Source organism: Pseudomonas sp. 7P_10.2_Bac1 (assembly GCF_025465935.1).
Taxonomy (GTDB): Bacteria; Pseudomonadota; Gammaproteobacteria; order Pseudomonadales; family Pseudomonadaceae; genus Aquipseudomonas.
The window spans coordinates 1-25,762 of record NZ_JANLNV010000051.1; the positions used below are offsets into that span (position 1 = coordinate 1).

Sequence of the window (25,762 nt, forward strand, 5' to 3'; positions counted from 1 at the left end):
TGTTTGACAAAAGTGCCTCGCCGTAAGGGCGAAACCCGTAGATCGCCATAGCGCATCAGATGAATATGTACGCCGACACACCAACAGCGCGTTGCGCCAAATCACAACCTGCACCAGTTCCTAAGTGGAATAGGTCTGCGCCCTCAAAAGATACATAGAAGGCAGGAACCTGAATCAGCCAGGCATGCAGGTGAAGTCAGCAGTGTGTGCCACTTCCTTGCCGCTGGCATCTTCAAGGGTTGCACTCACATGCGTACCCAGGCTCGACTCAACCAGCTTGTAGCGCTCGCCCGCCTTGAAATTCTGGTAGTTGACATTGCCCTGGCAATCCACCTGGTTCTGATCACCGCTCGGGTCTTCAAACAAGGTCACGTCCAGACGGTGAGCACCGGGGGTGACTTCAAAGTAACGACCGTCATTGATGTTCTTGCCGTCTACACGTTCGGCCATCAGGTCGCCGCTACCACCTTCTTCTTGCAGACCAATCCAGGCCTCGCCCGGGTCTTGCTTGGGCATAGGTCCGGCACAGGCGGTCAGCAGTAAGGCCAGGCTCAGAGTAGGAATCAGCAGCAGTGGTTTAAGGTTCATTTCGGTATGCCTCGCACATGAAACCAAAGAGTCCGACCGGCCAATAGTCAACCCGTCGATTGGTCTCAAGCTTGGCGCCGAATGACGGGCAAGCCCAATGAATCAAGGTGAAGGGAGTTTAAGGACATTACTAACGGAACCTTCATGTTGGTGAAAGCTGAAAGTTAAGATCCGGCGGTAAGACTGCCCGTGTTTGCAATTTTCACTCCTTCGGAGGTTCAGGCATGCTCGGGCTGGTAAAGACCGCACTGCACAAGCCCTACACGTTTGTCGTGTTGGCGATTTTCATCTGCATCATAGGGCCGCTGGCTGCTCTGCGAACCCCCACTGATGTGTTCCCTGACATTGGTATTCCGGTGGTTGCCGTGGTGTGGCAGTACACCGGGCTCTCCCCCGCCGATATGGCGGGCCGAGTCATTTACACTTATGAACGATCGTTAAGTACCACGGTTAACGATATCGAACACATCGAGTCGCAATCTTTACCCGGCATGGGGATCGTGAAGATCTTCTTCCAGCCAGGTGTCGATATTCGTACTGCGAACGCGCAAGTGACCGCTGTGTCACAAACCGTGCTCAAACAAATGCCACCGGGCATTACCCCACCGCTGATTCTCAACTACAGCGCGTCGACGGTGCCCATTCTGCAAATGGCGTTTTCCAGCCCGACGCTCTCGGAAGCCAAAATCCGTGACCTGGTGCAGAACAACATCCGCCTGCCGCTGAGCGCCCTGCCCGGCCTGGCCTTGCCTACGCCCATGGGCGGCAAGCAGCGCCAGATTACCCTCGACCTCGATCCGCAGGCTCTGGCGGCGCAAGGGTTGTCGGCACAAGACGTGGGCAATGCGCTGGCCGCCCAAAACCAGATCATTCCGGTGGGTACGGCAAAGCTCGGCACGTTTGAATACACGGTCATGTTGAACAACAGCCCGACAGCGATCGACGAGTTGAACAACATGCCGATCAAAACCGTTGATGGCGCTGTGATCACGATCGGTCAGGTGGCGCACGTCCGTGACGGGTCGCCACCGCAAACCAACATTGTGCGGGTGGACGGTCAACGCGCGGTGCTGATGCCCGCCCTGAAAAACGGCAATATTTCGACCCTGTCGATCATTGATGGCATCCGCCAGATGATGCCGCGTATCTATGAAACCTTGCCGCCTTCGCTGAAAACCTCCTTGCTGGGCGACGCATCGGTCTTCGTTAAGCAGTCGGTCGGCAGCGTGGCTCAGGAAGGGATTATTGCGGCCTTGCTCACCAGCGCCATGATTCTGTTGTTCCTCGGCAGCTGGCGTTCAACCCTGATCATTGCCGTGTCGATTCCACTGGCGGTGCTCTCGGCGATTGCCCTGCTGGCTGCCACCGGGCAAACCCTGAACGTCATGACGCTCGGAGGGCTGGCGTTGGCGGTGGGGATTTTGGTGGACGATGCGACGGTTACCATCGAGAACATCAACTGGCACCTTGAACAAGGCAAGGCGGTGCGCAAAGCGATTCTCGATGGTGCCAAACAGATCGTCGGCCCGGCGTTTGTCTCGCTGCTGTGTATCTGCATCGTGTTTGTACCGATGTTCATGTTGCAGGGGATTGCCGGTTACCTGTTCCGTCCGATGGCGCTGTCGGTGATTTTTGCCATGGGCAGTTCTTTCATCCTGTCGCGGACCCTGGTGCCGACGATGGCGATGTTCCTGCTCAAGCCTCACAAGCCGGAACAAGGGCCAGGGCATCATCCAGAAGATGGCTATATCAACCACCACGAGGGCGATCAGCATACTCAGAACCACTCGGCACCGGTGCGTGCGCTGCTGAATTTCCAGCAAGGGTTTGAACGTCGCTTCTCGGCCGTGCGGGACGCCTACTACGGCATGCTGGAACTGGCGCTGGCCAATCGCAAACGCTTTTTGCTCGGTTTCATGGCCTGTGTGCTGGCTTCATTTACGCTGCTGCCAACCCTGGGCCAGGACTTTTTCCCGGCCACTGACGCCGGGGCCATGGCCCTGCATGTGCGTTTACCGCTGGGTACGCGGATCGAAGAAAGTGCGGCGGCATTTGACCATATCGAATCGCGCATTCGCGAAATTGTCCCGCCGGAACAACTGGACACCATCATCGATAACATCGGTATTCCGTTGAGCGGTATCGACATGGCCTACAGCAGTACCGGCACGGTCGGCCCGCAAGATGGTGATATTCAAGTCACTCTCAAGCCCGGCCACAGCCCAACGGCAGATTACGTGAAGCGCTTGCGTGAAGCCCTGCCCGAAAGTTTCCCCGGTACTCAGTTTGCGTTTGAGCCAGCGGACATCAGTACCCAGATTCTCAACTTCGGGGCCCCTGCGCCGCTGGACGTGAAGATCTCCGGTCGCGACGATGCGTCCAACCGGGCCTACGCACTGGAGCTGCAACGCCGCCTGGAACATGTTCCTGGGATTACAGACCTGCGTATCCAGCAGTCGGTGGGCTACCCGTCACTGCAAGTGAATGTCGATCGGGAACGCGCCAATGGCCTGGGCATCACCGAACGTGACGTCACCAACAGCATGGTCGCCTCTTTGGCGGGCAGCTCCCAAGTGGCGCCAACCTTCTGGCTGAACCCGCAGAACGGGGTGTCTTATGGCGTGGTTGCAGCGACGCCGCAATACCGTCTGGACAGCTTGCCAGCACTCGAAGCCCTGCCCGTCACCGGCAGCAACGGTCAGTCGCAAATCCTCGGCGGTCTGGCGACCATTAGCCGGGTGGATAGCCCGGCAATCGTCACCCACTACAACATCCAGCCAACCCTGGATCTGTACGCCAACATTCAGGGCCGCGACTTGGGCTCCGTGGCCGCCGATGTACAGAAAGTCATTGATGGTGCATCTGACCTTCGCCCTAAAGGCGCGATCATCAGCCTGCATGGTCAGATTGACGCCCTGCATGAAGCCTTCAGCGGTTTGAGCTTTGGTCTGCTGGGTGCGGTGGTGCTGATTTACCTGCTGATTGTGGTCAACTTCCAGTCTTGGCTTGACCCGTTTGTGATCATCACCGCCCTGCCCGCTGCCTTGGCCGGGATCGTGTGGATGCTGTTCATCAGTGGTACATCGTTGTCCGTCCCGGCGCTGACCGGCGCCATCTTGTGTATGGGGGTGGCCACCGCCAACTCGATTCTGGTGGTGAGCTTCTGTCGAGAGCGATTGGCCGTACACGGCGACGCCCTCAAAGCCGCACTCGAAGCAGGCTACACACGCTTCCGTCCGGTGTGCATGACCGCTCTGGCGATGATGATCGGCATGCTGCCGCTGGCTATTTCAGAAGAACAGAACGCCCCGCTCGGACGCGCCGTGATTGGTGGTCTGATGCTGGCAACCGTCGCCACCCTGCTCTTCGTGCCCGTGGTGTTCAGCCTGGTGCACGGTCGTAAAAAAAATAGCGCTGCCGCTGCTGGAGAAACTACCCATGTCGTCTGATCAAAAACCTTCGCGCAAGCGCTTGATGCTTCTCGGTATCGGAGGTCTGACCCTGGCCGCGCTACTGGTCGCTAATGGCCTGGCAGCCCGCAGCCGCCACGAACATGCTGTTACGCAATGGACTGAAGCGGCTGCCGTACCGATTGTTAACGTGTTCAAACCCTCACAGAACGCCAATGGCGACACGTTACGCTTGCCGGCTCACCTGGACGCCTGGAGCACGGCGCAGATTCACGCCCGGGTGAGTGGCTACCTGAAAAGCTGGAACTCTGATATCGGCAGCAAGGTGCAGGCAGGCCAGGTGCTGGCGGTAATCGACAGCCCCGACCTTGATCAGCAACTGGCGCAAGCCCACGCTCATATGCTGCAAGAGCAAGACAACGCCCGACTCGCGGCCACCACAGCAGTGCGCTGGAAAAACCTGGTGGACAGCCACTCGGTATCGCGTCAGGAGGCCGACGAAAAGGTGTCCAATGCTGCTGCCGCCAAGGCCAATGCCCAGGCCGCTGAAGCTGATTACGCACGCCTGTCCAGTCTTGAAGACTACAAAACCATCCGTGCGCCTTTTACCGGCACCATCACCGCGCGTCACACCGACATTGGGCAGTTGATCAAGGCCGACACGGACAGCGACGCCGAACTGTTCGAGATCGCCGACACGCACCAACTGCGCTTGTACGTGCCGGTGCCACAAAACTATGCCAGCGTGATTCGTCCTGGCATGACCGTGCAACTCACCGTGCCCGAGCACCCAGGGCAAACGTTCAATGCCACCCTGATCGGCGACTCGACTTCGGTTGATCGGCGTTCGGGCACACTGACCGCACAATTTGTTGCGCAAAACCCCAACGACGCTCTGCTGCCCGGCGACTACGCCGAAGCAGCCCTGACGATACCGGCGGACACCCACGGCGTGAGCATTCCGGCCAGCTCGCTGATCTTCCGCGCCCAAGGGACCCAAGTGGCCGTACTGGACAGTGCGCAACACGTGCACTTGCAGGACATCCATATCGGCATGGACCTGGGTGACAAGCTGGTTATCGACCAGGGCCTGAAACCGACCGACACAGTCATTGATAACCCGCCAGATTCCTTGCGGGACGGCGACTCGGTCAAACTTGCCGATGCGGGAGCTGCTCATGTCGCCAAAACTTAAACGCAGCGCCTTGCTGTTGGCACTGGCGCTGCAAGGTTGCTCCCTGGCGCCGACCTACAAACCGCCCGTGCTGGACCTGCCGCAGCATTACCGCGAACAGACCAGCGATGGTCCGTGGCACAGCGCGCAACCGGCGGACAACCTGTCGCCACAATGGTGGCGGGTGTACCACGATGAGCGCTTGAACGACCTGCAACAGCGTCTGCTAAAAGCCAACCCGGATCTTGCGGCAGCGCTCGCGCACTTTGATGCGGCGCAGGCCTATGCCAGCCAGTTGCATGCCGGGTTGTTCCCGCAGATCACCGCCAGTGAACAAACCTTGCGCCAGCGGCAATCGGACCACCGTCCGCTGCGCGGCAGCAGCCAGCCGTCGGTGTACAACAGCAATACCGCTGGCTTTGCGCTGACGTTCGACCTGGACCTGTGGGGTAAAATCCGCAACCAGGTGGCTGCCGGTGACGCGCAGGTCCAGGCCTCGGCCGACGACCTGGCGGTGGCGCGCTTGAGCTTGCAGAAACAACTGACCAGCCTGTACGTGCAACTGGACGGCCTGGATGCGCAAAGCCGCATCCTGTCCACATCGCTGGACGATTTCAGGCAGGCACTGGACCTGACCAAGGCTCGTTACCAAGGGCAGATCGCCTCGGAAATGGACCTGACCCGGGCGCAAAACCAACTGGCCCAGGCCGAGGCCCAACTGGACGATGTACGCGGACAGCGCAACCTGACCGAGCATGCGATTGGTGAACTGGTAGGCGAACCCGCCAGCCAGTTCCAACTGGCCGCCCGCACAGAGACATTAAGCCTGCCGCAGCAACCTCAGGCCTTGCCCAGCACCCTGCTGCAACGTCGGCCTGACATCGCCGCAGCAGAGCGCCGTGTATTTGCCGCCAACGCACAAATCGGTGTGGCCAAGGCGGCTTGGTATCCGGACTTCAGCCTGACCGGCTTTTTTGGCGGGCAGACTCAGGGCGTAGGCAACTTGCTGGCTTCGGGTAACCACTTATGGGCGCTTGGGCCGCTGGTAAACTTACCGATTTTTGACGGCGGGCGTCTCGATGCCCAAGAGCGTCAGGCCAAGGCTGAGTTCGAAGAAGCGTCTGCGCACTACCGCAGCCAGGTGCTGCGCGCCGTGCGTGAAGTCGAAGACAACCTGGCGCAGTTGCGTGATTTGCAACAGGAAAGCCTCGATGAACAAGCGGCCGCCAATGCCGCGCAACATACCCAGACCCTGGCCACCAACAGCTATGAAGCGGGTGCGGTGAGCTATCTGGATGTGGTGACGGCGCAAACTGCAGCGTTGCAGGCCGAGCGCCAGGTACAAGCTATTCGTACCCGTCAGTTGCAGGCCAGTGTAGGGCTGTTGACCGCGTTGGGCGGCGGTTGGGAGGGCCAGCAGTAGGCAGATTGCGATGAGCCATGGATGGCGCTGTTTGCCAAAAGGGACACGCCACAAGAGCTAAACGGCAATGTACCCAAAATGGCCTTGCGCTCAGGTTCCCTCGTGCCGCGACGGGCCATCCATGGCCCGTCGCGGCTCTCCCTAAGGGCTGCGAGGCAAGCTCGCTCCTACAGGTTCAGGAATGCTGTGACGCCACGGTTTGCGACGCCGCCAGCATCGCTTTGAGCAACACCGCGCACCCCGCCGCCAGGTCTTTGGGATCGGCATTTTCGATTTCGTTATGGCTGATGCCATTTTCACACGGCACAAAGATCATGCCCGCCGGGCCCAGTTCAGCGAGGAAGATTGCGTCGTGCCCTGCCCCGCTGACGATGTCCATGTGGCTAAGCCCTAAATCTTGCGCTGCATTGCGCACGGCCTTGACGCAGTCCGCGTTGAAGTACAGCGGCGGGAAATCGGCCGTGGGGGTCAGTTCGAAACTCAGGCCATGTTTAGCACACGTCGTCTCAATCACTTCGCGAACGTCGCTGATCATCGAGTCCAGACGCTCGGGCTCCAGATGACGGAAGTCCAGGGTCATGCGCACCTCGCCCGGTATCACGTTGCGCGAGCCAGGGTACGCTTGCAGGCAACCCACGGTGCCGCAGGCATGTGGCTGATGCCCCAGGGCCGCTTGGTTGACGGCCGCAACCACAGCCGCAGCGCCGACAAGGGCGTCTTTGCGTAGGTGCATCGGGGTCGGCCCGGCATGCGCTTCGACGCCGCGCAGGTTAAGGTCGAACCATTTTTGACCAAGGGCACCTAGCACCACGCCAATGGTTTTATGTTCATCTTCCAGGATCGGCCCCTGTTCAATGTGTGCCTCGAAATAGGCGCCTACCGGGTGGCCACTGACTTTTCGGCTACCCGCATAGCCGATGGCATTCAGCGCTTGGCCAACGGTCACGCCTTGGGCGTCGGTCTTGGCCAGGGTTTCTTCCAAAGTGAATTTTTCGGCAAACACCCCCGAGCCCATCATGCATGGGGCAAAGCGCGAGCCTTCTTCATTGGTCCACACCACCACTTCGATCGGCGCTTGGGTCTCGATATTCAGGTCATTGAGGGTGCGCAGCACTTCGACCCCGGCCAGCACGCCGAAGCAGCCATCAAATTTGCCGCCTGTGGGTTGGGTGTCGATGTGGCTGCCGGTCATCACGGGCGGCAGATTCGGATTGAGCCCAGGGCGGCGGGCGAAGATGTTGCCCACAGCATCGACACTCACGCTACACCCGGCGTCTTCACACCAGCGCACGAACAGGTCGCGGGCCTGACGGTCCAGATCGGTCAGGGCCAGGCGACACACCCCGCCCTTGACCGTGGCGCCCAATTTCGCCAGTTCCATGAGAGAGGCCCACAGGCGTTCGCCATTGATCGACTGTGCGCGTTGCTGCTGAAGGTGTTGTGCTGCGTTCATTGTTATTTCCTCAGGCAGTTTTCTTGGGTCAAATCGAACTTTTTGCCGCCGCCGCTTGCGGGCTGCTCATGCGACATAAGCCGTAGTAAATCGCGGCACCGAGCAACGATCCGGTAAACCAGCCGTAGTCGTAGAACCAGCTGAAAGCACTGCTGCCCAGTGACAGCAAGGTCAAGACCACCGGCACGCCGAAAGCGATAAAACCGTTCCAGTTCCAGGCCGGATACACACCGTCGCGGTAGAGCCCGGCAAGGTCGAGTTTTTGCTGACGGATGATGAAATAGTCGACCACCATGATCCCGGCTATCGGCCCCAGCAAGCTGGAATAGCCCAGCAACCAGTTGGAGTACACGGTTTCCAGGCTGACGTCCGACACCAGCAAGCCGAGCTTTTTGAGCAGTTCGTGGGCCATCAACGCAAGCCCTACCAGGCCGGTCAGGATCACCGCCGTGGTGCGGTTGATCAGCTTGGGGGCAATGTTCTGGAAGTCATTGGTGGGTGACACGATATTGGCCGCGGTGTTGGTGGATAAGGTGGCGATGATGATCAACGCCATGGCCAACGCGACCCACACAGGGCTCTGGATATGACCGATCAGGCTGACGGGATCAGAGACAGTCACGCCGACCAGTTTTTGCGACGCGGCAGTCATGATCACGCCCAATGCGGCGAACAGGAACATGGTCAACGGCAAGCCAAAAATCTGTCCAAGGATCTGGTCTTTCTGGCTTTTGGCGTAACGGCTGAAGTCTGGAATATTCAGTGATAACGTCGCCCAAAACCCCACCATCGCCGTCAAACCGGCGAAGAAATAGCCATACACGCTGGCCCCTTCGGGGCGCTTTGGCGGTTGGGCCAGCAGTTCGGTCATCGACACATTCGGCAAAGCCCATACCAGCAACCCCAGGCCCACCAGCACCAACAGCGGCGCAGACAGGGTTTCAAGCCATTTGATCGATTCGGCACCGCGCAGTACCACCCACAGGTTGAGCACCCAGAACATCATGAAACCGAGGACTTCGCCGGTCCCGCCCAGGCTTTTCCACCCCTCGAATACCGACCCCAGAAACAGGTGGATGGCCAGGCCGCCAAACAGGGTCTGGATCCCGAACCAGCCACAAGCCACCAAGGCCCGGATCAAGCACGGCACGTTGGAGCCCAGGATGCCGAATGAAGAACGCAGCAGGACCGGAAACGGAATGCCGTATTTGGTCCCAGCAAAAGCGTTGAGCGTCAGTGGAATCAACACCACGATATTGGCCAGCAAAATCGCCAGCAGCGCTTCGCCCACCGATAGCCCGAAGTAAGCGGTCAATACCCCACCCAGGGTGTAGGTCGGCACGCAGATTGACATGCCGACCCACAGCGCGGTGATGTGCCACTTGTTCCAGGTGCGTTCATGGACGCGGGTGGGGGCAATGTCGTGGTTGTAACGGGGGCTGTCGAGCACTTCAGGCCCGGCTTCCAGCTCGTACAAACCATTGCGTTCGGTGACGTGGGATCGGCTCGGTTGCATGCTCATTCACTCTCTTTTTATGGTGATTGACCCTGCGCTTGGACGCAGAGCGATTCTCTGTCCAATCACCGATGGACCTTGGCCCTCTCGGTAATGGCAGCGACAATCAAAAACTGTGCCGTGTAAGTTTTATTGTTCACGGCCAGTTATGTTCACACCGTACAACTCACTGGTTTATAAGCACTTTTAAATAGCACGCAACGTACCTATAACCCCTTATCAAGAACAGTTTGCATTCAGCGATAGAACTAAACGAAACATATCGGTGCAGGCTTATTTATTTTGGTTTGCTGCGCCAATTCCTCCGAGCGCTTCAAGCGCCTGATTTAGCATAAGAAACTTTACCTATATTTAATTCCTGTCAAGTGCGCCGAAATGGTGAATGGGCGCACCAATTTGGTGTTTAAAGAAATTATTACTTAAAAATCAGTAACTTAGTTATAAAAACCAAACTTGAAAATATTATTTGCTCATTCCACAACTACCCACTAGATTTTATTCCTGTCACCAGTGACAGGAATAAAATCCTGTACTACGGTCGTAATAACAACATGAGAACCGGCTCCAGCCGGTCTGCCTGCGAGGAACTTGGTATGTCACTGTTAATCCGTGGCGCTACGCTTGTGACCCATGACGAAACTTATCGTGCTGATGTTTATTGTGCAGACGGTCTAATCCGCGCAATTGGAACTGATCTTGAAGTTCCTCCCGGTTGTGAAGTGCTCGACGGCAGCGGCCAATATTTACTGCCTGGCGGTATAGATCCCCATACGCATATGCAACTACCGTTTATGGGAACTGTGGCCAGTGAAGACTTCTTCAGTGGTACGGCGGCCGGTCTGGCTGGCGGTACAACGTCGATTATCGACTTCGTGATTCCAAACCCGCAGCAATCATTGCTGGAGGCGTTTCACCAGTGGCGCGGCTGGGCTGAAAAATCGGCGTCAGACTACGGTTTTCATGTCGCCATCACGTGGTGGAGCGAACAGGTTCGCGAGGAAATGGCAGAGCTGGTGAGTCACCACGGCATCAACAGTTTCAAGCATTTCATGGCCTATAAAAACGCGATCATGGCCGCCGATGACACCTTGGTCGCCAGCTTTGAACGCTGCCTGGAACTGGGCGCGGTGCCTACAGTGCACGCTGAAAACGGCGAGCTGGTGTATCACTTGCAACGTAAACTGCTGGCTCAGGGCATCACTGGCCCTGAAGCCCACCCGCTGTCGCGGCCATCGCAAGTCGAAGGTGAAGCCGCCAGCCGGGCCATCCGCATCGCGCAAACCATTGGCACGCCGTTGTATCTGGTGCATGTCTCGACCCGTGAAGCGCTGGATGAAATCACCTACGCCCGTGGCCAAGGCCAACCGGTGTACGGCGAAGTCCTCGCCGGGCATTTGCTGCTCGATGACAGCGTGTATCAAAACCCCGACTGGCAAACCGCTGCGGGCTATGTGATGAGCCCGCCCTTCCGTCCCCAGGGCCACCAACAAGCGCTGTGGCACGGCCTGCAATCGGGCAACCTGCACACCACCGCTACCGACCATTGCTGCTTTTGCGCCGAGCAAAAAGCCGCTGGGCGTGACGACTTCAGCAAGATCCCCAACGGCACGGCCGGTATCGAAGACCGTATGGCCGTGCTCTGGGATGAAGGCGTGAACACAGGGCGCTTGTCCATGCAGGAGTTCGTGGCGCTGACCTCGACCAACACCGCGAAAATTTTCAACCTGTACCCGCGCAAAGGCGCGATCCGCGTTGGCGCCGACGCCGATCTTGTGCTGTGGGACCCACAGGGCACACGCACCATTTCTGCGAAAACCCACCACCAAAAGGTCGATTTCAATATTTTCGAAGGCAAGACCGTTCGCGGAGTACCCAGCCATACCATCAGCCAAGGCCGCGTGGTGTGGGCCGATGGCGACTTGCGGGCCGAACGCGGTGCCGGTCGCTACATCGAACGTCCGGCCTACCCCGCCGTGTTCGATCTGTTGAAAAAGCGCGCCGAGCATCATCAACCGGTCGCTGTTAAACGCTGAGCACAAAACCACTGCCCGTCAGAGGCAGACGCTTCCCACAACCGTGAGGCAATTACTGTGATCAAGTCCCTGAATCATCTACCGCATCCCCATGAAAATGCGCTGGTGCTGGCCAGTCACTTCACTGATCTGGCTCCCCCGCTCAGCGCACGCCAGGCCGAGCTGGAAAGTTCGCGTTGCCTGTATTGCTACGACGCTCCGTGTGTGAATGCGTGCCCCAGTGACATCGACATTCCGTCGTTCATCCGCAATATCCAGCAGGAAAACGTTCAAGGTGCAGCACAGAAAATTCTCTCGGCCAACATCCTGGGCGGCAGTTGCGCCCGTGTGTGCCCCACTGAAGTGCTGTGCCAGCAAGCTTGTGTACGCAACAACGCGCAGGAATGTGCGCCGGTATTGATTGGTTTGTTGCAGCGTTATGCCATCGACCATGCGCAGTTCAACGAGTACCCGTTCACGCGCGCCGCGGCGACCGGCAAGCGTATCGCCGTGGTCGGCGCGGGGCCGGCCGGGCTGGCCTGCGCCCATCGCCTGGCCATGCACGGGCATGACGTGGTGATTTTTGAAGCGCGGGAAAAATCCGGCGGGCTCAATGAGTACGGCATCGCCAAATACAAACTGGTGGACGATTTTGCTCAGCGTGAAGTGGATTTTGTGCTGCAAATCGGCGGCATTGAAGTGCGCCACGGTGAGCGTTTGGGCGACAACCTGAGCCTGAGCGAGTTGCACCAGCAATTTGACTCGGTGTTTCTGGCCATCGGCCTGGCCGCCAGTCGACAACTGGGATTGGCCCACGAGGATGCACCCGGCTTATTGGCCGCCACTGATTACATCCGCGAACTGCGCCAAAGTGACGACCTCACGCAACTGCCCCTGGCCGAGCGCTGCATTGTGCTGGGCGCGGGCAACACAGCAATCGACATGGCCGTGCAAATGGCCCGTTTGGGCGGTCGCGAGGTGAATCTGGTGTATCGCCGTGGCTTGGAAGAAATGGGCGCAACCGGGCATGAGCAAGACATCGCGAAGGCCAATCAGGTGCGTCTGCTGACCTGGGCACAACCCGATGAGGTACTGCTGGGTGATCAGGGGAAGGTGCGCGGTATGCGTTTTGCCCGTACTCGATTTGAGAACGGGCGCTTGGTGAAAACCGGTGAAACATTTGAATTGGCCGCCGATGCGGTATTTAAAGCCATCGGCCAGACCATGGATGAGTCCGCGTTGAGTGACCCGTTGGCCCACTCCCTGCAACGCGTGGGTGACCGTATTGCGGTTGATGAACAACTGCGCACCAACATCCCCGGTGTATACGCCGGCGGCGATTGCAGCTCCCTGGGCCAGGACCTCACCGTACAAGCGGTGCAACACGGCAAGCTGGCAGCAGAAGCTATTCATGCCCAACTCATGCTCAACCAGGAGGCTGCGTAAATGGCCGATCTTTCGATTAACTTCGCCGGTATCAAAGCCCCCAACCCATTCTGGCTGGCCTCTGCGCCCCCCACCGACAAAGCCTATAACGTGGTCCGCGCGTATGAAGCGGGCTGGGGCGGTGTGGTCTGGAAAACCCTGGGCGAAGACCCGGCGGCGGTCAACGTGTCCTCGCGGTACTCGGCGCACTTCGGGCCTAACCGTGAAGTCATGGGCATCAACAATATCGAGTTGATTACCGACCGCTCGCTGGAGATCAACCTGAGGGAAATCACCCAGGTCAAAAAGGACTGGCCGGACCGCGCGCTGATTGTGTCGCTGATGGTGCCGTGTGAAGAGCAAGCCTGGAAATACATCTTGCCGCTGGTAGAAGCCACCGGTGCCGATGGCATCGAGCTGAATTTCGGTTGCCCCCACGGCATGCCGGAGCGCGGCATGGGCGCAGCGGTTGGGCAAGTGCCGGAGTACGTGGAGATGGTCACGCGCTGGTGCAAGACCTATTGCTCGTTGCCGGTAATCGTCAAACTCACGCCCAACATCACAGACATCCGCCTCAGCGCCCGTGCTGCCCATCGAGGCGGTGCCGATGCGGTGTCGCTGATCAACACCATCAACTCGATCACCAGTGTTGACCTTGAACGGATGGTGGCGTTGCCCGTGGTCGGCAGCCAGAGCACCCATGGCGGTTACTGTGGCTCTGCGGTCAAGCCGATCGCGCTGAACATGGTGGCTGAAATTGCCCGCGACCCGCAGACCCAAGGATTGCCTATTTGTGGGATTGGCGGCATTGGTAGTTGGCGCGATGCGGCGGAATTTGTCGCGCTGGGCTGTGGGGCCGTGCAAGTGTGCACCGCCGCCATGCTCCACGGTTTTCGGATTGTGGATGAGATGAAGGACGGTCTGTCGCGCTGGATGGACAGCCAAGGTTATACAAGCCTGGAGGATTTTTCGGGTCGAGCCGTGGGCAATACCACTGACTGGAAATATCTGGATATAAACTACCAAGTCATCGCCAAGATCGACCAAGAGGCATGTATTGGCTGTGGTCGTTGTCACATCGCCTGCGAAGACACCTCGCACCAAGCCATTTCCAGCCAGAAACTGGCTGACGGGACGCATCGCTATGAAGTAATTGATGACGAATGCGTGGGCTGCAACCTGTGCCAGATCACCTGCCCGGTGGATGGGTGTATCGAGATGGTCCCGCAAAGCACGGGCAAGCCATTTCTGGACTGGAACCACGACCCGCGCAATCCGTACCACGTGGCTTCCTGAACCTGCTGTGGGAGCGGGCTTGCTCACGATCGTTTGATCTTGATCGCAGGCTTGCTCCGCTCCTCGGCGACTGTGGGCCTGGGAGCAAGCACCGCTAAGGCTCCAACCCGATGCCCCGCAGAATGATACTGGTGACGCTGTGGATCGCTCGCTCGAACTGGATGTCGCTCAAGGGCTGGTGCTCATTGATGATGTTCACCTGGTGATCGAAGTCAGCGTAGTGCTGGGTTGAAGCCCATATCATGAACAGCACGCTGGACGGCTCTACCGGTAATATCCGTTTGTCCGTCACCCACTGGCGGATTTTGGCTTCTTTGATCTTCGCCCAATCATAGAGACTCGCATCCAGCGTGAGCCCCAGCGTGGGTGCGCCATGGATGATTTCGTCGGCCCAGACTTTCGAGCCATGGGGGCGTGTCCGCGAGTGGGTCATCTTGGCGCGAATGTAGCTGCTGAGGACCAGGCGCGGGTCATCGTAGGTTTCAAAACACAGCGCATCTTGCTTCCAGACTTCCAGCAAGCCCAGCAAAACCGCGTTATACAGCTCGGTTTTGGTACTGAAGTAGTAGTGCAAGTTGGAGCGTGGAAGCCCAACCTCACTGGCGATATCAGCCATGGCGGCGCCCGCAAAGCCTTTCTCGGCAAAGACCTTTTCGGCCCCGAGAAGAATTTTTTCGACATTGCTGCGACGAATTTCGATCTTGTGATTGCTCATGGCGTGCGGTCCTTGTCCTCACGATTCGTCGATAGTTGCCTGGGTAAAAGTTGCGCCTTCTGCCCGCCTCAATCAAGCGTTAGTGCTGGATAAAGAGGTCTGTCAAAGCGCGAAACAATGAGGCCGCTCGCGTGAAAGTCAGTCATCGAAAATGTGCTCGGACTGTCATTTATGACAGGTTCCAAACACCGCAGAACGGTTTATAAATAAGCCCAAGGCCAAGAAAAAACCGACGGAAAACGCCTCTTTTCAGAGAGAGTTTTCCTACATCCCACTTACGTTTTTGATCTATGGGAGCGACATGCCATGCATCAGGCCCAATCAGCGACCAACGGACAATCTGCGCCCCCCCTCTCTAACGGTGACGTCAAAGAAAGTCTTATTTGCGCGATCAAACTTACCCCTAAAGAAAAGGAAGTGCTCGCATGGGGAGCTCAGGGCAAAACCTCCTGGGAAATTGCGCTGATCCTCAAATGCACGGAGTCGGGGGTCAACTTTCATTTCAGCAATATTCGTCTTAAATTTGGTGTTTCAACCCGAAGCGCAGCCTTGATCAAAGCAACAGCCCTGGGCCTTGTTACACCTTTCTAAACGCTGAACAACTTGCATGTTCTGAGTGCTGGCAGCAGGTGCTTGATACGCGTGCCATCTAGCATCGTATGGATGTAGCCCTGCTTTCGCTGCAACCGGCAGCGTCGGGCCCGCGCAAAAAAAAAGATGAGAACATTCGCGTAGTGCCCGTTGAGCACTACGCTTGAATCCGTGGCTATCGTTAATCGATCAAGGCGAAGGTGGCAGCTCTATCACGTCGGTTTCAATGCCTTCGAGCTTGGGTTTGCGCTTGATCTGCTCCTGCACGTCCTTGGCTTGAGCCTCGGTCGCGTAAGGCCCGATCAAGAAATGTTGCACACCGTCTTTTTCCAGAATGTAGGGTACGAAACCATTATCCAGAAGCCTGCCAGTGGTGTCCGTGATGGTCGCTCTCTGACCCTCGGTGAGCTCCAGCGCCCAGTGAGCAACGGGGACTTGGACCACCGTAGATTGAGAAGCCGCTTTAGCCCGCTCGATTTTATCGTTAGACTCCTGACCGCAAGCCGTCAAGGCCAATATAGCTGTCATCATGATGACTTTACGCACTGCGTTTCCCCTATCTGTATGGATGGGTCGATTTTATCACTGGGGCAGCGGCCTTTGCTCTCCTTGAACAAATCAAATCCGCCCCTATCTAAGACTCATAGGCATGAGTTTCCCTCGTCCGGGGAATTTTACCTCTGGCTATGACGTCTGTAATGAGCGGCGCATTTCTATGCACTTAGCAGTATTCTGTAGCCATGACCGAAGCCGCACCGTCTCAGAGACGTGCCTTACAAAGCCATCAAGGAGAAAAAAATGCTGATACTCACCCGCAAAGTCGGTGAAAGCATAAACATCGGTGACGATATTACGATCACTATTTTAGGAGTCAGCGGCCAACAGGTCAGAATCGGGATCAACGCGCCTAAAAACGTCGCGGTGCACCGTGAAGAAATTTATCAACGCATCCAGGCCGGCCTGAATGCATCAGACAAAGGCAACCAGTCTTAAAACTCCGAGGTATCAGCCCTTGGAGTGAAGTGTCAGGGCTGCCCTGCCAGCCCTCCACGATTGAAATGCACCGATTTTTTCTGCCGTCATGTCCATGATTGCTGACTGTTATGCGCTGCTGACTTGACCATATTAAGGTTTGCGACCACGCTCAATCCTCGCAGAAGACTCATACCCTCTGAATCACTGCGGGCCAAGGCGCCGATCTTCATGGCGACTTGAGAGACTCCTCCTAATATCAGCCCTCGTGGGCTGGACCTGTATTGTCAAGGAATGAAAGACATGTCCGATCTAATCGTAGTGGGATTTTCAGACAAAGAAACGGCCGATCGCGCGCTCACCGAACTGGTTTCTTTAAGCAAAGAGTATTTGGTTGAGCTGGAGGATTCGGTCATTGTCGTGCGCAACGCCGAAGGCAAACTCCATATCAAGCAAAGCGTCAACCTGACGGCCATTGGCGCCACCTCGGGCCTGGTGACTGGCGGGCTGTGGGGTGCTCTGGTTGGTTTGCTGTTCCTCAACCCACTGGCAGGTTTTGCCATTGGTGGTGCTCTGGGCGCCGGCGCCGGTGCACTGTCGGGCTCGTTGAGCGATTACGGGATCGACGACAAATTCATCAAAAACCTGGGTGACACCATTCCGGACAACTCTTCTGCCCTGTTTGTGCTACTGCGCAAATACCAACCGGAGAGAGTCCTGGAAGAGCTGCAAAAGGCAGGCTTCGAGGGCAAGGTTCTTCGTACTTCCCTGTCCCCTGAGCAAGAGAAAAAGCTTCAGGAAGCGCTGTCCCATCACGTGCAGGCTAACCCTGGCGCTTGAGCGTTGAACACGCCAGCAACGTGCTGAATTTTCGACTGCCCGCATCGGGCAGTCGAAACCCCGCAAGCACGCAACAATGCTTGCCATTACCCGCCATAAATCATGCCTTGGGCGAATGATCGAGTGTGTGTTCAAGACAACCCTCATCGCTCTCCATCGCTCAGCAAAATGGGTCAGCCCCTGTCCTTATGCGTTTGCGGTGTTACTGTAACCAACGCTACCCAGTGGACTCTGCGTCACGCCTGCGCAGAGACGACTATGCTTAAATCCAATGAATCCAAAGACGTAAGAGTTGGGACCTCTCGCTCGGCCAATGCGACGTGCTGATATGAACTCATAAAGCTGCGCCACGCCTTTTTTGATCCCGCTCACAGGAAGCCCACAATGGTTCAAAGACAAGTCATCAATGCTTCGGTCAGCCCAAAAGGCAGCCTGGAGACGCTCTCGCAACGTGAAGTACAACAACTGAGCGAAGTTGGCTCAGGTAGCAGTTACACCCTGTTCCGCCAATGTGTACTGGCGATCCTCAATACCGGTGCTCACGTCGATAACGCCAAAACCATTCTTGAAGCCTACAAGGATTTCGAAGTCCGGATTCACCAGCAAGACCGTGGTGTGCGCCTGGAGTTGATCAATGCCCCGGCCGATGCCTTTGTCGACGGCGAAATGATCGCCAGCACCCGTGAGATGCTGTTCAGCGCCCTGCGCGATATCGTCTATACCCAAAGCGGCCTTGAAAGCCCGCGTGTTGATTTGAGCAGTTCTGCCGGCATCACCGACTACGTGTTTCATTTTCTGCGCAATGCCCGCACCCTGCGCCCGGGAGTCGACCCTAAAATCGTGGTGTGCTGGGGCGGCCACTCGATTAACACCGAAGAATACAAATACACCAAAAAGGTCGGCCATGAATTGGGCCTGCGCAGCCTGGACATCTGCACCGGCTGCGGCCCTGGCGTGATGAAAGGCCCAATGAAGGGCGCGACCATTTCCCATGCCAAGCAACGCTTGGTGGGCGGGCGCTACCTGGGGCTCACGGAGCCGGGCATTATTGCCGCCGAAGCGCCCAACCCGATCGTCAACGAGCTGGTGATCCTGCCCGACATCGAGAAACGCCTTGAGGCGTTTGTACGTGTTGGCCACGGCATCATCATCTTCCCGGGCGGCGCCGGCACGGCCGAAGAGTTCCTGTATCTGCTCGGGATCCTGATGCACCCGGACAACAAGGATGTGCCCTTCCCGGTCATTCTCACCGGCCCCAAAGAGGCCGAACCTTACCTGCAACAACTGCACGAGTTTGTCGGCGCCACCTTGGGCGAAGCGGCGCAGAACCACTACCAGATCATCATCGACAACCCGCCAGAAGTGGCCCGCCAGATGACTGCGGGGCTCAAAGAGGTGAAGCAGTTCCGCCGCGAGCGCAATGACGCATTCCACTTCAACTGGTTGCTGAAGATCGATGAAGGGTTCCAGCGTCCGTTCGATCCGACCCATGCCAACATGGCCAACCTGCAGTTGCGCAGCGACCTCCCGCCTCATGAGCTGGCCATCAATTTGCGTCAGGCGTTCTCCGGGATCGTTGCGGGCAACGTGAAAGAAAAGGGTATTCACCTGATCGAACAACACGGCCCGTATGAAATTCACGGTGACACCGCGATCATGAAACCGCTGGATAAACTGCTGCATGCGTTCGTCGAACAACACCGCATGAAACTGCCTGGCGGTGCCGCCTACGTCCCCTGCTATCGCGTTGTCAGTTAACGCTCTGCCTTAGGCTTGTTCGCGTTTCATTGCAGCCGCGACGAAACGCGAACGTACGCTGGAGGGTGTATGGCGATCGCCACGAAACCCCACTGGCGTTGGCCAGCGGCCGGACGAAAAGTTTTCACGTGAAGGCTCGCCTGCCACTCACGCCCCTCATCACTGTTCATGGCTCTCGGCAAGCAAACGCTGAATGAACTGCTCCTGCTGCTGATACATGCCTTCACCAAAATGGCTCGCCCGGACCTGCCCCTTTGCGTCAACAAAATAGTGAGCAGGCCAATACTGATTATCAAACGCTCGCCAGATCACATTGTCATTGTCGATCGCCACCGGATATTCGATCCCCAACTGTTTAACCTGTTGGCGTACGTTGTCGATAACTCGCTCATAGTCATACTCAGGTGTGTGCACACCAATGACTACCAACCCTTCTTTCGCGTACTTATTTGCCCACGCGTTGACATACGGCAGACTGCGCTGGCAGTTAATGCAGTCATAAGTCCAGAAATCCACCAACACCACTTTGCCGCGCAGCGACTCGCGCGTCAGCTCTGGCGAATTGAGCCATTGAACTGCACCGGACAATGACGGCATTGGGGTATCGCCGTGCTGGGCCGCGAACGAGCCACCACTCGCGGCCATGAAAGCCCCCGTCAGCAACAGCCAGCGCACAACCCTGCCTGCTCCGGTCAAACCGCGAGCCATCGACTAGCCCCCCTCGTTGCAAGTTTGCGACACTTTCAAATAGTTGAGGTGCTGGGTTTGGCCCTTGGAGTCCAGGTAAGTCATGTGTGATTTGACCACTTGGCAGTCGGTGCCAGGGTCTTCATTGATGGCCAATACCTTTTTGATGTCCAGGTGCGTGCCATAGGTATAGTTTTGCGCGACAGGCGCTTCCTCGGCCTGAGCAGCCAGGGTAAACAGGCTCAATGCGGCAAACACGCCAGCAGCACAGGTAGCTTTAATGTTCATGATCACGTCCTCACAGGCTTTAGATAAGAGTCATCGAGGCTTTGGATCTCGATGGGGCCTATTCAAAGCCCGCCAGGTATCACAAATGTGTCGAGAACACAGCCCGATGACTCTTTGCGTATCAAGAGGCCCTGCAGATACACAGCGATACACAGCCGTCCCATGAGGCCCATGGGCGGCCAGAAGATTTTTGCCTCAGCATGTATCTGTAAAACCTTAGATACACTGCAATACAAAGGCCTGCAGGCAAGGGAATGCGCGCTGGCTATGATGCGCATCACCAACCAATAGCGAGAGAGCAAAGCCATGGAGCATGTCGATCACATCCTGATCGTTGACGATGATCGTGAAATCCGCGAACTGGTGGGCAATTACCTGAAAAAAAATGGCCTGCGCACTACCGTCGTCGCGGATGGCAGGCAAATGCGAAGTTTTCTGGAAAGCACACCGGTTGACCTGATTGTGCTGGACATCATGATGCCCGGCGATGACGGGTTGTTGCTGTGCCGCGAATTACGCGCCGGCAAGCACAAATCCACGCCTGTATTGATGCTGACAGCCCGCAGTGACGAAACCGACCGGATTATCGGCCTCGAAATGGGCGCCGACGACTATCTGGTCAAACCCTTCGGAGCACGCGAATTATTGGCTCGAATCAATGCCGTATTGCGGCGAACGCGGATGTTGCCACCCAATCTTCAGGTCACCGAAAGCGGCAGCCTGCTGGCGTTCGGTCGCTGGCGGCTGGATACCAGCGCTCGCCACCTGCTCGACCAGGATGACACCATGGTTGCCCTCAGTGGCGCCGAATACCGCTTGCTGCGCGTGTTTCTGGACCACCCCCAACGGGTACTGAGCCGCGATCAACTGCTCAATCTGACCCAGGGCCGTGATGCAGATCTGTTTGATCGCTCCATCGACCTGCTGGTTAGCCGCCTGCGCCAACGCCTGCTCGATGACGCCCGCGAACCGGCCTGTATCAAAACCGTGCGCAGTGAGGGTTATGTGTTCTCACTACCGGTGAAAATCCTCGGTGCATCGACATGAAAAGGCTGCGTTGGCCAAAGACACTGGCGTCACAACTGTCACTGATTTTTCTGGTCAGCCTGCTGCTGGCCAACGGTCTGTCGTTCAGCGCGCAGTTCTACGAGCGCTTTGTGAGCGCTCGCTCGACCATGCTCAACAACATGGAAAACGACATTTCCACTTCCATCGCCATCCTTGATCGCCTGCCCGCCGCAGAACGCCAGGCCTGGCTGAGCCGCCTGGACCGCGCGCATTATCAATACATGTTGGGCAAAGGTGACAGCGGCGTGCCCATGGACAGCAAAGACCCTCCGATGTCGGCCAACTCGATTCAGGCCACCCTCGGCAAGCATTACGACTTGACGTTTGCCGAGATCCCCGGCGTGCGGCCGCACTATCAGGTGTTCTTGCAACTGGCCGACGGAAGCCCGATAACCATCGACGTTCGTCCCGAAGACATCCCCGTGGCGCTATGGCTACCCGTGGTGCTGGTACTGCAACTGGCTCTGCTGCTGGGCTGCACGTGGATGGCCGTGAGGCTGGCGATACGCCCACTGAGCCGGCTATCACGTGCGGTAGAAAGCCTGGACCCCAATGCTCGTATCCAGCATCTGGATGAAACCGGCCCCACCGAAGTCGCACATGCCGCTGTGGCGTTTAATGCCATGCAGCAACGCATTGCCGACTACCTCAAAGAACGCATGCAAATTCTGGCTGCCATCTCGCACGACTTGCAAACCCCGATCACGCGCATGAAGTTGCGCGCCGAATTCATGGACGACTCAGCCGAGCGCGACAAATTGCTCAATGACCTCGGGGAAATGGAGCATCTGGTACGTGAAGGCGTGGCCTACGCCCGCAGCGTACACGGCTCCACTGAAGCCAACTGCCGGCTAGATCTGGATGCATTCGTCGACAGCATCGTGTTCGACTATCAAGACGTTGGCAAAGAGGTCAATCTCAGCGGCAGCCACGGCTCCCCGATCGAAACACGCCCGCATGCCTTGCGCCGAGTACTGATCAATCTGATCGACAATGCCTTGAAGTTTTCTGGCGCAGCCGAACTGCAGGTGAGCGAGCAAGCCAGCAGCCATGTTTCGATCAAAGTGATGGATCGTGGGCCGGGCATATCGGCCGATGAGCTCAATGAAGTGTTAAAGCCGTTTTACCGGGTAGAAAGTTCGCGCAATCGCGATACCGGTGGGACCGGGCTTGGACTGGCGATTGCCCAGCAATTGGCAATCGCACTGGGTGGCTCATTGAGCTTGAGCAACCGCGAAGGGGGGGGATTGTGCGCAGAACTGATATTACCCGCTCATTAATCTGACTCAAGGGGCCTGGTTGACTACCCCACCAGCGTCAAACAACGGTGTAAAGCACGGCAGAGCGGGCAACACAGGTATGCCCGCATCTGGGTGGAAACCACTGATCAACCCGGCGGAATGGTCGCCAAAATACCAATACCGATGGTCAGTATCAAAAAACCGCCTAAAAACCACGCCATCTTACCCATCACATTTCCCCGTCAAACCTACGTAATAAAACAGGTGCAGAACTTCGGGCGGCAAGCGGCGAGTACTGCACAGGTCTCGCGTTCTTGCCTGTCTCGAGAGGTTGGATGAAAGTGTGCGCCTAGATCTGCACTCATAACAGACGCAGATATGGCGAAATAATACGGATCAGTTGCCAGGTAATACAAATTGGCCGCTCATGACGCTGCGCTGATAATCCGCAACCACTTGCTGGCACAGATGAACCACCGCTTCGTTCAATTCCAGGCCCGCGCCGACGCGCCAACTGGCAAATACAGCAAACCCCGGCGGCGCTTGCATCGGCAAGGCAACCAGCGCTCCGCTCGTCAGTTCACGCCCAACCAAAACCGGTGGCAAGGCCCCGACACCAAAGCCGTCAGTTACCAGTTTGATGATCGCTGCCACCGAGTTGATACAGCTGACTTTCGGCGCAGCGATACCCTGCTGATGCAGAAAATTGAGCATGTCCTGATGTGGACGAGACAACCGGGAAAACGTCAGCAAACGCTCCCGACACAGATCCGCCAAGCTTTCATAGTCACGATCGAGCAGGCTTCCTTTGGCCACTACCCAGTAAAGCGGGTAACTGGCCAATTGCACATTACGCACACCATCAGCACGAACCAGATCAGTCTGAAAAACCAGATCCAGATGCCCCTTGAGCAACTGTTCATTGAGGTTCAGCGCAGTATCGGCCGTCAGCTCGACTTCAACCTGGGGGTAATCGCGGCTCACGGCGCTGATCAATTCGCTGAGCCAACTGTGAATCACCGTGTCCATGACCCCGATCCGCAAACGACCGGAAAAGCTGTCCGTCTGGCCGAGTGCCTGCAACAAACGCTGCTGGGTCGCGAGCATTTGTTCGGCATAGCCGAGCACTTTCTGCCCTTCACGGGTGAGGCTCACACCACGCGGATCGCGCTGAAACAATTGCACTCCCAGCTCACTTTCGAGCACAGAGATGCGACTGGAAACCGCCGCCTGCGTGGTTGAAAGTTTCTCCGCCGTCAGGCGGAAACTTCCCAGCCGTGCGACCCAGACAAATGTCTGAAGGAATCGGATATTCATATTGGTGTGCTCGCCCGGCCTAAACGAGGCTCCTACTTTAAACCCATGTCGCAGATACAGGCCAGTGGCCTTAATTCGATGATAGACATAACTTTTTTTGTTCAGCCGTGACAAATTTTATTGACTGGACGCCCACCGCAAAGGCGCCAAACATAGCTGCCATTCATTATAAAAAAACACGCTGAGTCCGGCAGCGAACCGAATTTTCGAAAGTGCACCTGACCGCTTTCGCTTTGCTCACACCAGCCTGCCCTGGCGTTGCAGCAACCAGCAAGAGATTCCCCCTCATGCAAACCATCGTAAACCTGTGGCCACTGATCGGCGTTCTGGTCATCGTCCTTGGATTTGTACTGCGCTTTAACCCCCTGTTAGTCGTAAGCGCTGCAGCTATCGTTACCGGCCTTGCGGCTCATTTTCCGCTGGAAAAAATCATCAGCGAAATGGGTGAAGGTTTTTTGCAGACTCGCGCCCTGCAACTCATCCTGTTGCTGCCTCTGGCCGTGATCGGACTGCTCGAACGTCATGGCTTGCGCCTGCATGCACAGAACTGGATCGCGGGTTTTCAACGCGCCACCGTCGGGCGCTTGCTGATCATGTACCTGTTTGTCCGCGAAACCACTGCTGCCGTGGGCTTGACCAGCCTTGGCGGCCATCCGCAAATGGTACGCCCGCTGCTGGCACCGATGGCCGAAGGGGCAGCCGAAAACAAGTACGGCAAACTGCCGGATGCCGTGCGGCATAAGGTGCTGGCCATGTGTGCTGCCACTGATAACGTGGGCCTGTTTTTTGGTGAGGACGTGTTCGTCGCCTTCGGCGCCATTGCCCTGATGCACACCTTTCTGCTGGGCGCCGGGCTTGATGTCGAACCGCTGCACATTGCTTTCTGGGGAATACCGACCGCGATCTGTGCCTTTGTCGTGCATGCACTGCGCCTCTATCGCTTTGACCTGATGCTGTCCCGCAGCCTGACCGAAGTCGCCCAGGCTGACATGGCGAAGCAGGTGGCAGGATGATTATTTCGATCGAGTATTTTTACTGGCTGGCCGGTGTCCTGCTGTTGATTACCGCGGGCATGATCCTGAGTGACCGAAGCCACCCCAAGCGCTGGACCAGCGGTATCTTCTGGACGATTTTCGCTCTGGTGTTTCTGATCGGTGACCGGTTGTCACCGTTTGTCATCGGTGTTGGCGTACTGATCATGGCCGTGATCGCCGGCATTGGTGGTGTCGGCCGTGGCGCCCACGCTGAACTGCATGTGAAAGCGGCGCGGGCGAGCGCCGGTCGTCTGGGCCACACGCTCTTCATACCCGCCTTGTCGATTCCGCTGGTTACCGTTATCGGTTCAGTGCTGCTCAAACACGTGGAAATTGGTGGCGTACCGTTGCTGGACCCGAAAAACACCACCTTTGTCTCCCTTGGCCTGGGTTGCATCGTGGCTTTAGTGCTGGCTTGCCTATTGACGCGCGACTCGCCCGTACAGGCCTTGCGAGAATCGCGGCGCCTGACTGAGGCACTCGGCTGGACCATGGTGCTGCCACAAATGCTCGCCATGCTCGGCCTGCTGTTTAACGACGCCGGGGTTGGCAACGCCGTGGCTCACGTCACCACAGCCTCTATCAATATGGATTTTCGCCTGGTAGCCGTGGTGGTCTACGTGTTGGGCATGGCGCTCTTTACCGTCATCATGGGCAATGGTTTTGCCGCCTTTCCGGTGATGACCGGCGGTGTCGGAATACCCGTACTGGTGGGGATGTATGGCGCAAATCCGGCGCTTATGGCGGCAATCGGGATGTTTTCAGGTTACTGCGGCACGCTGATGACGCCTATGGCCGCCAACTACAACATCGTGCCGGTGGCGTTACTTGATCTGCCGGACAAATACGCCGTGATCAAGGCACAAATACCCACCGCACTGATGATGCTCGTGGTCAACATCGTGCTGCTATATGGACTGATGTAGGGGGATTGCGGAGTTGCCGAAAGCTGCG

General features: G+C 57.2%; 21 protein-coding genes and 1 pseudogene. 14 read left to right on the plus strand and 8 right to left on the minus strand.

The features are described 5' to 3' along the window. Positions 1-174 precede the first annotated feature (174 nt). Positions 175-588 (minus strand): hypothetical protein, encoded by a 414-nt coding sequence (locus tag NTD86_RS08700; protein ID WP_262201793.1) that lies wholly within the window; start codon positions 586-588, stop codon positions 175-177. A gap of 224 nt (positions 589-812) precedes the next feature. Between NTD86_RS08700 and NTD86_RS08705 the strand changes: the two genes are divergently transcribed. Genes NTD86_RS08705 through NTD86_RS08715 form a run of 3 tightly spaced genes read left to right on the plus strand, consistent with a single transcriptional unit; the run spans position 813 to position 6,595 of the window. Further along, the gene (locus NTD86_RS08705; RefSeq protein ID WP_262201794.1) at positions 813-4,037 is read left to right on the plus strand and encodes an efflux RND transporter permease subunit; all 3,225 of its coding nucleotides are present in this window, start codon (positions 813-815) and stop codon (positions 4,035-4,037) included. Next, positions 4,027-5,193: an efflux RND transporter periplasmic adaptor subunit gene (locus tag NTD86_RS08710; RefSeq protein ID WP_262201795.1), complete on the plus strand. Its 1,167-nt coding sequence runs from the start codon at positions 4,027-4,029 to the stop codon at positions 5,191-5,193. The genes NTD86_RS08705 and NTD86_RS08710 overlap by 11 nt, the downstream gene beginning before the upstream one ends. After that, positions 5,177-6,595, plus strand: a complete 1,419-nt coding sequence (locus NTD86_RS08715; protein WP_262201796.1) for an efflux transporter outer membrane subunit — start codon at positions 5,177-5,179, stop codon at positions 6,593-6,595. The genes NTD86_RS08710 and NTD86_RS08715 overlap by 17 nt, the downstream gene beginning before the upstream one ends. 175 nt (positions 6,596-6,770) lie before the next feature. Here NTD86_RS08715 and NTD86_RS08720 read toward each other — a convergent pair whose 3' ends face one another. Together NTD86_RS08720 and NTD86_RS08725 are read right to left on the minus strand one after the other, a co-directional pair. Next, positions 6,771-8,048, minus strand: coding sequence for a Zn-dependent hydrolase (locus NTD86_RS08720; RefSeq protein ID WP_262201797.1), 1,278 nt, complete (start codon positions 8,046-8,048; stop codon positions 6,771-6,773). 28 nt (positions 8,049-8,076) lie between these two features. Then, positions 8,077-9,564 carry an NCS1 family nucleobase:cation symporter-1 gene (locus NTD86_RS08725; protein ID WP_262201885.1) on the minus strand — a complete coding sequence of 496 codons (1,488 nt, stop codon included), beginning with the start codon at positions 9,562-9,564 and terminating at the stop codon, positions 8,077-8,079. A 593-nt stretch (positions 9,565-10,157) separates the two neighbouring features. Here NTD86_RS08725 and hydA point away from each other — a divergent pair. From hydA to preA, 3 genes are read left to right on the plus strand one after another with little or no spacing between them, the layout of a single operon-like run. Next, a complete protein-coding gene (hydA, locus tag NTD86_RS08730) occupies positions 10,158-11,597 on the plus strand; it encodes a dihydropyrimidinase (RefSeq protein ID WP_262201798.1) in 1,440 nt (479 codons plus the stop codon). Positions 11,598-11,654: 57 nt separating this feature from the next. Then, positions 11,655-13,022, plus strand: a complete 1,368-nt coding sequence (locus NTD86_RS08735; protein ID WP_262201799.1) for an NAD(P)-dependent oxidoreductase — start codon at positions 11,655-11,657, stop codon at positions 13,020-13,022. Next, entirely contained in the window at positions 13,023-14,297 is a 1,275-nt protein-coding gene (gene preA / locus NTD86_RS08740; protein WP_262201800.1) for an NAD-dependent dihydropyrimidine dehydrogenase subunit PreA, read from the plus strand. 94 nt (positions 14,298-14,391) lie between these two features. Here preA and NTD86_RS08745 read toward each other — a convergent pair whose 3' ends face one another. Beyond that, positions 14,392-15,012 carry a TetR/AcrR family transcriptional regulator gene (locus NTD86_RS08745; protein WP_262201801.1) on the minus strand — a complete coding sequence of 207 codons (621 nt, stop codon included), beginning with the start codon at positions 15,010-15,012 and terminating at the stop codon, positions 14,392-14,394. A 306-nt stretch (positions 15,013-15,318) separates the two neighbouring features. Between NTD86_RS08745 and NTD86_RS08750 the strand changes: the two genes are divergently transcribed. Then, positions 15,319-15,603, plus strand: coding sequence for a helix-turn-helix domain-containing protein (locus tag NTD86_RS08750; RefSeq protein ID WP_262201802.1), 285 nt, complete (start codon positions 15,319-15,321; stop codon positions 15,601-15,603). 189 nt (positions 15,604-15,792) lie between these two features. On the opposite strand, the gene NTD86_RS08755 is transcribed toward NTD86_RS08750, so the two are convergent. Next, a complete protein-coding gene (locus NTD86_RS08755; RefSeq protein WP_262201803.1) occupies positions 15,793-16,149 on the minus strand; it encodes an SPOR domain-containing protein in 357 nt (118 codons plus the stop codon). Positions 16,150-16,401: 252 nt separating this feature from the next. Between NTD86_RS08755 and csrA the strand changes: the two genes are divergently transcribed. From csrA to ppnN, 3 genes are all read left to right on the plus strand, one after another. Then, positions 16,402-16,596: a carbon storage regulator CsrA gene (gene csrA, locus NTD86_RS08760; RefSeq protein WP_262201804.1), complete on the plus strand. Its 195-nt coding sequence runs from the start codon at positions 16,402-16,404 to the stop codon at positions 16,594-16,596. Positions 16,597-16,878: 282 nt separating this feature from the next. Beyond that, complete coding sequence (locus tag NTD86_RS08765) at positions 16,879-17,415, plus strand: DUF1269 domain-containing protein (RefSeq protein WP_262201805.1); 537 nt, start codon at positions 16,879-16,881, stop codon at positions 17,413-17,415. A 384-nt stretch (positions 17,416-17,799) separates the two neighbouring features. Continuing rightward, positions 17,800-19,173 (plus strand): nucleotide 5'-monophosphate nucleosidase PpnN, encoded by a 1,374-nt coding sequence (ppnN, locus tag NTD86_RS08770; RefSeq protein ID WP_262201806.1) that lies wholly within the window; start codon positions 17,800-17,802, stop codon positions 19,171-19,173. A gap of 159 nt (positions 19,174-19,332) precedes the next feature. Here ppnN and NTD86_RS08775 read toward each other — a convergent pair. Beyond that, positions 19,333-19,773 (minus strand): annotated as a pseudogene (locus NTD86_RS08775) (thioredoxin family protein); the annotation flags it as partial. Positions 19,774-19,884: 111 nt separating this feature from the next. Next, the gene (locus NTD86_RS08780; protein ID WP_262201807.1) at positions 19,885-20,148 is read right to left on the minus strand and encodes a DUF2790 domain-containing protein; all 264 of its coding nucleotides are present in this window, start codon (positions 20,146-20,148) and stop codon (positions 19,885-19,887) included. Positions 20,149-20,454: 306 nt separating this feature from the next. Here NTD86_RS08780 and NTD86_RS08785 point away from each other — a divergent pair, with 306 nt between their 5' ends. Continuing rightward, positions 20,455-21,195, plus strand: a complete 741-nt coding sequence (locus NTD86_RS08785; RefSeq protein ID WP_262201808.1) for a response regulator — start codon at positions 20,455-20,457, stop codon at positions 21,193-21,195. After that, the gene (locus NTD86_RS08790) at positions 21,192-22,496 is read left to right on the plus strand and encodes a sensor histidine kinase (protein WP_262201809.1); all 1,305 of its coding nucleotides are present in this window, start codon (positions 21,192-21,194) and stop codon (positions 22,494-22,496) included. Before NTD86_RS08785 ends, NTD86_RS08790 begins: the two co-directional genes overlap by 4 nt. Positions 22,497-22,853: 357 nt before the next feature. Here the strand turns inward: NTD86_RS08790 and NTD86_RS08795 are convergent, their stop codons facing one another. Beyond that, positions 22,854-23,774 (minus strand): LysR family transcriptional regulator, encoded by a 921-nt coding sequence (locus NTD86_RS08795; protein WP_262201810.1) that lies wholly within the window; start codon positions 23,772-23,774, stop codon positions 22,854-22,856. A gap of 287 nt (positions 23,775-24,061) precedes the next feature. Here NTD86_RS08795 and NTD86_RS08800 point away from each other — a divergent pair, with 287 nt between their 5' ends. Both NTD86_RS08800 and NTD86_RS08805 read left to right on the plus strand, forming a co-directional pair. Continuing rightward, positions 24,062-24,787, plus strand: coding sequence for a DUF969 domain-containing protein (locus tag NTD86_RS08800; protein ID WP_262201811.1), 726 nt, complete (start codon positions 24,062-24,064; stop codon positions 24,785-24,787). Next, positions 24,784-25,734 (plus strand): DUF979 domain-containing protein, encoded by a 951-nt coding sequence (locus NTD86_RS08805; RefSeq protein WP_262201812.1) that lies wholly within the window; start codon positions 24,784-24,786, stop codon positions 25,732-25,734. The genes NTD86_RS08800 and NTD86_RS08805 overlap by 4 nt, the downstream gene beginning before the upstream one ends. Positions 25,735-25,762: the final 28 nt, after the last annotated feature.

Coding starts and splice junctions, on each gene's coding strand:
- NTD86_RS08765 (WP_262201805.1), top strand. CDS start 16,879: ATGTCCGATCTAATCGTAGTGGGATTTTCAGACAAAGAAACGGCCGAT.
- NTD86_RS08805 (WP_262201812.1), top strand. CDS start 24,784: ATGATTATTTCGATCGAGTATTTTTACTGGCTGGCCGGTGTCCTGCTG.
- NTD86_RS08700 (WP_262201793.1), bottom strand. CDS start 588: ATGAACCTTAAACCACTGCTGCTGATTCCTACTCTGAGCCTGGCCTTA.
- NTD86_RS08750 (WP_262201802.1), top strand. CDS start 15,319: ATGCATCAGGCCCAATCAGCGACCAACGGACAATCTGCGCCCCCCCTC.
- csrA (WP_262201804.1), top strand. CDS start 16,402: ATGCTGATACTCACCCGCAAAGTCGGTGAAAGCATAAACATCGGTGAC.
- NTD86_RS08780 (WP_262201807.1), bottom strand. CDS start 20,148: ATGAACATTAAAGCTACCTGTGCTGCTGGCGTGTTTGCCGCATTGAGC.
- NTD86_RS08725 (WP_262201885.1), bottom strand. CDS start 9,564: ATGCAACCGAGCCGATCCCACGTCACCGAACGCAATGGTTTGTACGAG.
- NTD86_RS08715 (WP_262201796.1), top strand. CDS start 5,177: ATGTCGCCAAAACTTAAACGCAGCGCCTTGCTGTTGGCACTGGCGCTG.
- NTD86_RS08800 (WP_262201811.1), top strand. CDS start 24,062: ATGCAAACCATCGTAAACCTGTGGCCACTGATCGGCGTTCTGGTCATC.
- NTD86_RS08705 (WP_262201794.1), top strand. CDS start 813: ATGCTCGGGCTGGTAAAGACCGCACTGCACAAGCCCTACACGTTTGTC.
- NTD86_RS08795 (WP_262201810.1), bottom strand. CDS start 23,774: ATGAATATCCGATTCCTTCAGACATTTGTCTGGGTCGCACGGCTGGGA.
- NTD86_RS08790 (WP_262201809.1), top strand. CDS start 21,192: ATGAAAAGGCTGCGTTGGCCAAAGACACTGGCGTCACAACTGTCACTG.
- NTD86_RS08785 (WP_262201808.1), top strand. CDS start 20,455: ATGGAGCATGTCGATCACATCCTGATCGTTGACGATGATCGTGAAATC.
- NTD86_RS08745 (WP_262201801.1), bottom strand. CDS start 15,012: ATGAGCAATCACAAGATCGAAATTCGTCGCAGCAATGTCGAAAAAATT.
- NTD86_RS08720 (WP_262201797.1), bottom strand. CDS start 8,048: ATGAACGCAGCACAACACCTTCAGCAGCAACGCGCACAGTCGATCAAT.
- NTD86_RS08710 (WP_262201795.1), top strand. CDS start 4,027: ATGTCGTCTGATCAAAAACCTTCGCGCAAGCGCTTGATGCTTCTCGGT.
- preA (WP_262201800.1), top strand. CDS start 13,023: ATGGCCGATCTTTCGATTAACTTCGCCGGTATCAAAGCCCCCAACCCA.
- hydA (WP_262201798.1), top strand. CDS start 10,158: ATGTCACTGTTAATCCGTGGCGCTACGCTTGTGACCCATGACGAAACT.
- ppnN (WP_262201806.1), top strand. CDS start 17,800: ATGGTTCAAAGACAAGTCATCAATGCTTCGGTCAGCCCAAAAGGCAGC.